The sequence below is a fragment of the Mesorhizobium dulcispinae genome (assembly GCF_033977345.1).
GTDB lineage: Bacteria > Pseudomonadota > Alphaproteobacteria > Rhizobiales > Rhizobiaceae > Mesorhizobium > Mesorhizobium dulcispinae.
In genome coordinates this window covers 1-8,367 of sequence record NZ_JAVIIY010000042.1, presented here as the reverse complement: position 1 = coordinate 8,367, position 8,367 = coordinate 1, and the positions used below count along the sequence as shown (strand labels likewise).

General features: G+C 60.5%; 7 protein-coding genes and 1 pseudogene. 6 read left to right on the top strand and 2 right to left on the bottom strand.

Going from position 1 to position 8,367, the window contains the following annotated elements; translation table 11 throughout:
- Positions 1–320: 320 nt before the first annotated feature.
- The 3 genes and pseudogenes from RFN30_RS32000 to RFN30_RS31990 form a co-directional block, all read left to right on the top strand.
- Positions 321–538, top strand: a pseudogene (locus tag RFN30_RS32000) (IS5/IS1182 family transposase); the annotation flags it as partial.
- Between the two features lie 294 nt (positions 539–832).
- Positions 833–1,084, top strand: coding sequence for a hypothetical protein (locus tag RFN30_RS31995; protein ID WP_320265942.1), 252 nt, complete (start codon positions 833–835; stop codon positions 1,082–1,084).
- A 483-nt stretch (positions 1,085–1,567) separates the two neighbouring features.
- Complete coding sequence (locus RFN30_RS31990) at positions 1,568–2,683, top strand: Fic family protein (protein WP_320265941.1); 1,116 nt, start codon at positions 1,568–1,570, stop codon at positions 2,681–2,683.
- Positions 2,684–2,700: 17 nt separating this feature from the next.
- Here the strand turns inward: RFN30_RS31990 and RFN30_RS31985 are convergent, their stop codons facing one another.
- Complete coding sequence (locus RFN30_RS31985; RefSeq protein ID WP_320256488.1) at positions 2,701–3,861, bottom strand: MFS transporter; 1,161 nt, start codon at positions 3,859–3,861, stop codon at positions 2,701–2,703.
- Between the two features lie 1,377 nt (positions 3,862–5,238).
- Between RFN30_RS31985 and RFN30_RS31980 the strand changes: the two genes are divergently transcribed.
- Positions 5,239–5,451 (top strand): cold-shock protein, encoded by a 213-nt coding sequence (locus tag RFN30_RS31980; protein ID WP_112101617.1) that lies wholly within the window; start codon positions 5,239–5,241, stop codon positions 5,449–5,451.
- A gap of 185 nt (positions 5,452–5,636) precedes the next feature.
- On the opposite strand, the gene RFN30_RS31975 is transcribed toward RFN30_RS31980, so the two are convergent.
- Positions 5,637–6,098, bottom strand: coding sequence for a Ros/MucR family transcriptional regulator (locus tag RFN30_RS31975; protein ID WP_320224044.1), 462 nt, complete (start codon positions 6,096–6,098; stop codon positions 5,637–5,639).
- 212 nt (positions 6,099–6,310) lie between these two features.
- Between RFN30_RS31975 and RFN30_RS31970 the strand changes: the two genes are divergently transcribed.
- The gene (locus RFN30_RS31970) at positions 6,311–7,963 is read left to right on the top strand and encodes an MFS transporter (RefSeq protein ID WP_320252958.1); all 1,653 of its coding nucleotides are present in this window, start codon (positions 6,311–6,313) and stop codon (positions 7,961–7,963) included.
- 46 nt (positions 7,964–8,009) lie between these two features.
- Positions 8,010–8,180: a hypothetical protein gene (locus RFN30_RS31965; protein ID WP_320256487.1), complete on the top strand. Its 171-nt coding sequence runs from the start codon at positions 8,010–8,012 to the stop codon at positions 8,178–8,180.
- Positions 8,181–8,367: the final 187 nt, after the last annotated feature.

The following is an 8,367-nucleotide window of genomic DNA, read 5'->3' as shown; positions in this document are numbered from 1 at the left end:
CATGCCCCAGTTTCCTCTCCTGCGGGGAAACTGTCCGCGATTTTCCTTGTCTCAGTCTGGGGGTGCACTCCAACACTGTCCGCGACTTAGCGGAATCCCAGTCCGGCTTTTGCGAAATACGCACAAGGAGGCCTCCGGTCTGGAAAACCTCAAGCCATGAGATGTAAAACACCTATCAGGTGCTCTGCGACGCATGGCCAAGGGACCGCTTTCATAATATTAGATTGCGCTAATCATTGCGTGGCCACCGGAACGCACAGAGAACAAAACGCTGTGGGAACCGCCAGCCCTGCCGGGCCTCAATTTCACTTCATTGGAGGGTGCTCGCCGCTTTTTCCAAGGCTTTCGACGGCCAGATCATCATGATCGACTCCTGTGTCAGCGTTCGCCAACATGCGGCCAGGGCAAAAAGGGATGACGACGATGTTTCATGTTCCTGCGGCGGGCTCACGACCAAGGTCACGCGCTCGTCGATGCCAAAGGCCGACCAGTCGATCTCGTCCTGACTGCCTGGCAGGCACATGACCGGAAGCCTGCCATGTGCAGAGGCTCATCCGTCAGCTTGTCGAAAGCCAAGCAGCATTGAATTCAGCCGCCAGGCCCAGCTTGAGCGGCAACGCGCTGGAGGTCGCGCGGTCGGTATAGCTGTCGACGACCGTCCAGCCTTACGTCTCGGCATGGAGGCGGCAGAACCCCAATTGATCCTCGATCGAGGCGTCTCGCTGATTGTCCGATGAGTAGCAGGCGTAGAACGCGACCTTCATGCGGGGACCTCCTTACTCCGGGAGGCGGTTTCGCATCCGGCTGTCTGTTTCGGCTTGAACGAAGTCCCGTGCGGCTCGATTCGTTCGGCCTCTCGCGCGAAACGCTCCGGTTTCATGGCCTTGCGGATGAACGCTATGATATGGGTGCGGGCACCACGCTTGTTCTGGTCGTTGGCAAAGGCATTGTACGATCTGTGTCGCTTGGTCATTGGGGAAACGGTATCGGCGATCTTGACCGTGGCCAGCAGATGTCCGATTTCCAAGCCGGTCAGGCCGTCGGCGGCCTCGCCAAATGCGTCAGCGATTGCTTGCAGCTGTGATTGCGTGAATGTCTCATAGGCGTTCCCCCTCGGCCACCTCGAATTATTGACGTTGCCGCCGGTTGCGCCTATTTATCGCCTCGGAGGCTTTGTAAGCGGAAACGCGAGCATTGCCTTTTTTATGCCGGTTTCAGCCCGGTAGGACGCAAGTCCTGAATGTGCTTGAACCCCCATATTTTTTCACCCCCTCCGTCTAACGGCTGAATCGGAGTCGTTTCACGCGGCTCACCAGTGGCGATAGTTCACCACGAGCGTCCGCTGTCATGCCTTTGAGCCGGAGTCCCCAACTGATGTTCCAGGCAAGCTGGATGAATGGTTCCGAACCAATGAGAACCTCGAAGGATTATGGTTCTTCACGGTCGATGTGCCGAAATTCTGGGGGCCGCCGGAGACCATCTAGTGGGCGCCGGCTGAGGCATAGATAAGATTGCTATAGCTCATTTTTTCCGCTATCATGAGTTATAGAAAGGCGCTCTATAGCTCATGGTATGGAATTGGGAGCAGGCCGACTGGCCGCATTTTACCTACGACAAGATGGCATTGGACCCGCTGGAAAGCGAGTTCCTATTGCGATCGGGCGAGTTCCTGGGCGTGTTTCGCCATGTTGGCCCCGATGACCGCGACCAGATCCGCATCGATCTAATCAGTGAAGAGGCCTTGAAGACATCCGAGATCGAGGGTGAGTATCTCAACCGGGAAAGCCTGCAATCATCCTTGCGGCAGCAGCTGGGGCTCGGAGGCGAGAATAGGCGCGTCGCGCCCGCCGAGCGGGGCATCGCCGAAATGATGGCCGACGTGTATCTGCATTTTGCCAACCCGCTCTCGCATCGCACGCTCTATGCCTGGCACAAGATGGTGATGTCAGGCGAGCGGCGCATCGAGACGATCGGCAACTATCGCCAGCATGCCGATGCCATGCAGATCGTCTCTAACCGGCTGGACAAACCCAAAGTGCATTTCGAGGCGCCGCCCTCATCGCGCGTGAAAGCCGAGATGGACGCCTTCACCATCTGGTTCAACGATACCGCGCTCAAGGGCAAGACTCCGCTTCCCGCGCTGACGCGCGCCGGTATCGCGCACCTTTATTTCGAGAGCATCCATCCGTTCGAAGACGGCAACGGCCGCATAGGACGTGCCCTTTGCGAAAAAGCGCTGGCGCAAAATCTGGGCGAGCCGAGCCTCATCGCGCTGGCCTACACGCTCGAGCGTCGCCGCAAGGCCTATTACGATCATTTGGAGGCCAGCAACAAAAACAACGCGATCACCGATTGGCTGATCTACTTCGCCAGCACAATCCTAGAAGCGCAGCGCGTAACGCTCGCCCGCGTCGAATTCTCCGTTGCCAAGGCCAAGTTCTACGAGCACCATCGGGGGCAGTTCAACGAACGCCAGGAAAAAGCCGTCGCCCGGATGTTCCGGGAAGGTATCGCCAGTTTCAAGGGCGGCCTCAGCGCGGAGAATTATATCGCCATCACCCAGGCGTCGCGCGCCACGGCGACAAGGGACCTGCACGATCTGGTTGCCAAGGGTGCGCTGACAAGAACCGGTGAACTCCGACACACACGTTACATGCTGAATATTCGTGACGATCGTGCGTAGATCCCATCAGCGGATGACTAAGTCTGTACCACCGCGCGGCGGTCGAGCGACTGCGACAGCACGGCCACCGTGACGGCCAGAAGCGCGAGCGCGGCGCCCACCAGCGGCAGGTTCGCGTAGGATACGCCCCAGGAGATGGCGAGCCCGCCGATCCAGGCGCCGCCGGCATTGCCGACATTGAAGGCGCCCTGGTTGAGCGTGGCGGCAAGGTTTGGCCCTTCGGCGGCCGCCTCGACGACGCGGATCTGCAGCGGCGGCACGACGATGAAGATCAGCATGCCCCACAGGAAGACGATCGCCACGGCCACGCTCGCGATGGCGCCGAACTCGGTGAAGACGGCGAACAGCAGGGCCATGGCGAGCAGCGTGGTGATCACAGTCGGCATCAGCTTCCAGTCCGCCAGCCTGCCGCCGATGATGTTGCCGATGGTCATGCCGGCGCCGAACAAGAGCAACACCCAGGTCACGGTCGCCGTCGACAGGCCGGACACGTCGGTGAGATAGGGCTTGATGTAAGTGAAGACCGCGAACAAGCTGGCGGAGGCGAGCGAGGCGATCAGCATCGCCAGCCAGACCTGCAGCTTGCCGAGCACGCGCAATTCGCCGAGCAGACCGCCACCGCTAGGCTCGGCGACATCCGACGGCACCAGCCAGGCGATGGCCGCGACCGAGACGAGGCCCATGCCGACGACGGCGAGGAAGGTGTCGCGCCAGCCGAAGGCTTCGCCCAGCGCCGTGCCGGCGGGAACGCCCAGGATGTTGGACAGCGTCAGGCCGGCGAACATCAGCGCAATCGCGCTCGCCCGTTTGTTGCGCGGCACGAGGCTCGCTGCAACGACGGAGCCGATGCCGAAGAAGGCGCCGTGGCCGAAGGCGGTGAAGACCCGCGCCGCCATCAACAGCCAATAGTTCGGAGCGATGGCGCAGAAGAAGTTGCCGATAACGAAGAGGGTGGCGAGGCCGATGAGCACTGGTTTGCGCGGCAGGCGGGCGGTCGCCATGGCCACGATCGGCGCACCGAAGACGACGCCCAGCGCATAGCCGGTGACCAGAAGGCCAGCCGAAGGGATCGAGACGCCAAGGTCGGCCGCGACCTCCGGCAGCAGGCCCATAATGACGAATTCGGTGGTGCCGATGCAGAAGGATGCTATGGCAAGCGCTAGGATTGGCAGCGGCATGGGACGTCCCTGCTAAAACGGTCCAAGACCGAGATTGTCTGGACGGCCGCGATGCACGAGCTCCACCATAGCAACACTGGAATCAGAAGAAGGAGGGCGGCCCTTTTTCGAACACAGGCCGGGCTGTTGAGGCGGGCGGCGTCTGAGCGACGGTCGTCAACAGGACTATTCTGGCTCGGGCGACCTGACGTTTCTCTCTCATGGGCAACTGTGGAGGAAACGAAAACATGATCAGCTGCCGATGCCGATTGCCTCCGCGCAAGTTGAGGAAATCTTGGCGAGAACTCCGGCGGCTTTTTTTCGACACTAGCCGTTCGCCACGGCCTCACATGCCTGCGCCCGCGAGCGCGGTTCGGTGTGGAAATCATGTCTGTTCTTGCTGTTCGCCGGGGACCCCCCGGTGAACACAGGATGACGAGGTTGGCTGAACTGGCGACTCTAAACATTACAGCGCTGCGCTCCAGTCTGGAGCTCAATGCCCCTGATGCTGCAAGCAAGCGCTATGCCACCTTGGGATTTTGTCCCTGTCTCAGGCTCCCCGAGCTATAGGCGTTGAACGAGAAAGCATCGTGCCCTGCTCGCAGAGTCGCCTCGACAAGGCTATGGTTCTTGTTATCGAGCGCAGCAATTTCCACCGACTTGCCGTGCTCTACTCTATCCAATGGCCGGCACGCGGCCGAGCGATCTCATACGCATCGCATGTCTGCGCCATATGCTGGTCTCTGATGCCATACTGCCTTGCGATTTCGGTCATCGGTTTCGACCAGACCAGATCGTAGAGCTCGGCCCGCGTCATTCTCAGCACGTATCTTCCCTCTCGTATCAATCGCCAGCAACGTGAGCCAGCCGCTCGGCAATTTAGACGCGCTTGGCCTTACCTCCGCCTAAATGAAGATTTCGTGGATGCGCTCGGGCCGCGCCATTCATCAAAACGGAACGAATATCCGCCCTAATTTTTCTTACCCCAGGTAGCCGGGAAAGGACTTCCCGATGGATCTCTTCGTAGCCCCGGATGTCCTTTACGCAGACAGTCAGCCGCGGTTTCAGTGGGATCGAGCCGCGGTGAGAAAACCGCTGTGCAGGGTTGACCCACGCTTTCTATTCGAACCCAAACTGCCGATGACAGTATGTTCGCGCTTTCCAGCCGACCACCTCCCTTTGAAGTTGCGCGAACCATCCGGCCATGGCGAGTGATGGCCGCAGCAGCCAAGGGACAAAGCAGGGGTTGAGCGTTCACCAGCCGGTATCCGGCATTTGATTTTCCTCCTGGCAATCCAGGGGGCTTGCGATTTCTCGTTTTTGCTGCGCCTATCCCCAAGTCAGAATGTTAACTGGCTTGGGCAAACCAACGCTGCAACCGATACAAAGGAAAAATGGATGGCAACTGGCACGGTAAAGTGGTTCAACAGCACGAAGGGCTTCGGCTTCATCCAACCCGATGCGGGCGGCCCGGACGTTTTTGTCCACATTTCCGCTGTGGAGCGATCGGGTCTTTCGACTCTCGCTGACGGCCAAAAGGTTAATTACGAGATCGAGCAGGACCGCCGCACCGGGAAATCCTCGGCCGGCAATCTCAGCAAAGTAAAGTGAGCTGACGGCTTCTTGCGCATGGCGCAACAGCCGCCCGACGGCGAGCCTCTACCGACCGCCGCAGATGAAATCGCGCGTGAACATGAAATCGACGGAAGCCTCGCGCAAATTGTTGCAGGCCGGGGAACGCAGTGCAAAAGGCGGGAGTCTCCCCGCCTTTCCAAGTCAGCGCGCCGGAACAACACTCAGGCCGCGCCGTTTTTGCGGGCCCTCTTTGCCGGCGCGGCCTGTTCGGCCCGATCAGGCTTTCGACCCAGGCCCAGGGTCTTGGCTAAAGCAGAGCGAGCTGCGGCATAATTCGGGGCAACCATCGGGTAGTCTGCCGGCAGGCCCCACTTTGCGCGGTATTCGTCGGGCGTAAGGCCATAGTGGGTTGAGAGATGGCGCTTCAGCGACTTGAACTTTTTTCCGTCCTCCAAGCTAATGATATAGTCGGGCGTGACCGATTTCTTGATGGGAACGGCAGGCTTGAGGTCCTCAGGCTTAGGGACCGGGCCGCCGATCGTGCCTTTTAAGGCGGCATGAACCTGGTCGATCAGGCCAGGAAGGTCGCTCACCGGGACCGGATTGTTCGAGACGTAGGCCGATACGACGTCGGCGGTAAGCTCGATGAGGGCATCACTATTGCTCTCGATTTCTTCTGTCACGGAACGCTCCTAATTTTTATGGCTTCTGCAAAAATCAGCTTGATTAATGAAGGCAGCCACAGAACGCAATGAAAGGTTGCGTTCCAGCCCTAGACGCATAAATTACTCGGTTCGGCATTGTAATGCCCTGATCCTGCCACTCTCCAGAGGCAAGTGCGCCGAGGGAGAAATCTCCAACTAAACGTGTTCACGAACAGAGAAGGGCTCGCCCAATGAGCAGGGTGGCGCGCGCGGACGCAGCTTCAGTTTCGTCGGCGACGTTCGCGCCGCTGGAGAGCCCCACCTTTCGCGCGATCTGGCTTGCCGCACAGCTGTCCGGTCTGGGCTGGCTGTTTCAGACGGTTGCGGTCAGCTGGCTGATGGCGACCATCTCGACCTCGGATGTGATGGTCGCCCTGGTGCAGACCTCCACGACGCTTCCAGTGTTCATTCTATCGATCTTCGCCGGAGCCATTGCCGACAATTTCAGTCGCCGCCATGTCATGGCCATCGGCTGGTGCGTGATAGCATTGTCGTCGATCATGCTGACCGCTGTTGTGGCGCTGGGATTTTACAATCCTTGGATGATCCTCGCCTTCAGCTGCCTGGCTGGATGCGGCGCTGCCTTCACTGATCCGGCCTGGCATGCTTCCGTCGGAGACATCCTGCGAAAGCGCGAAGTTCCGGCCGCGGTCACGCTGATCTCGGTCGGCTACAACGCCATGCGAAGCATCGGTCCGGCGCTCGGCGGCGTCGTTGTCGCCTCCTTCGGACCCCTAGCCGCCTTCGCCGCAGCGACACTGACCTATCTGGCGATGCTGTGGGCCATAGGACTCTACAAATGGAGCGGTCGCGCTTCGCCTCTTCCCCGTGAGCCATTGAGCACGGCCATTCATGACGGGGCCCGCTTCACGGCGCTGTCGGGAGAGATCAAGGCGGCGATCGCGCGTGGATTCCTTTTCGGTCTGACGAGCATCTCGATCCTGGCGCTGCTGCCACTGGTTGCCCGGGACCAGCTCGGGGGAGGGCCGATCGCTTATGGTGTCCTGATGGCTGGATTTGGCGCCGGCGCCTTGTGCGCGGGCATTTCCAACAACGCGCTGAGACGGTCGCTGTCGCAAGAGCGTCTGACGACGCTCGCCTGTATTGCCTGCGCCGCCTGCTGCCTGGCGCTTGCCTTCACGCCTTCGCTGGTGGTGGCGGCGATTGCCTTGACGCTGGGCGGCGCGGGTTGGGTCGTCACCTGGACGGGACTTGACGTCAGCGTGCAATTGTCGAGCCCGCGCTGGGTCGTTGGCCGCACGCTCTCGATCTACTCGGCCCTCTCGTCGGGAGGTGTCGCGGTCGGCAGCTGGATTTGGGGCGTGGTGGCCGAAAACCATTCCCTGACGCTGGCGCTCGAGGCCTCTGCGGGCGCTCTCTTGTTGGTTGCCGCCACCGGACTGCTGCTCCCGATCCGCCAGTGGAAAGAGGCCGACCAGGATTCGCTTGGCTTCGAAACGCCGGCGCTCGCCCTCGACTTGAAGTCGAGAAGCGGCCCGATCGTGGTTAAGATCGAGTACTCCATACCGGAAGCCAACGTCGAAACCTTCCTCGACCAGATGCAGGAACGCCGCCGGGTGCAGAGCCGCGCCGGCGCCCGGCACTGGAATCTCCAGCGCGACCTCCAGGAACCCTTGCATTGGACGGAGACGTTCCGCACGCCGACTTGGATGGACTACCTTCGCCTCAACCACCGGCTGACCGCGGAGGACAGGGAACTGGATCGGTCTCTCCTCGAACTGCATGCGGGAGAGCTTCCGCCTCGCACGCGGCTTGCGATCGAGCGGCCGACCGGAGCGCCGCGCAGGCGGGAGCAGTCGGGGAGCTTCTTTTTCCGACGGTGATCTCGTCTCGATTTGGTAATCGCTAACTGCTCCAAGCGCAGGCATCATGATGGTGGCAAAGGCCGCCGCGAAGTTCGATGGCGATAGAGCGCGGCTGGGGGATCGCTATCCACAGCTCTACAAGCCGAACAGTGGTGCCAACGACGCGCACGCTGCGGTCCCGCCGAAGCGCCGCCGGGCGCTCCGCCTTGCTGTCGTCATGTCGCTCAAGTTTTAGACAGATCAGCGAATCACAACGGGCAGACCAGTCAATCGGCTGTCCAATCAATTCAATTCTGCGGGAATGTTCAGCTGGCGTGGCTGCCGGCGTTCCAAGCAGCTGGATTCCGTATGCCTTACGGTCGCAGCCGGTCTAACGTACTCGCGTCGGCCATACCGTTCGCACGTCAGTTCAGCCGGCCATT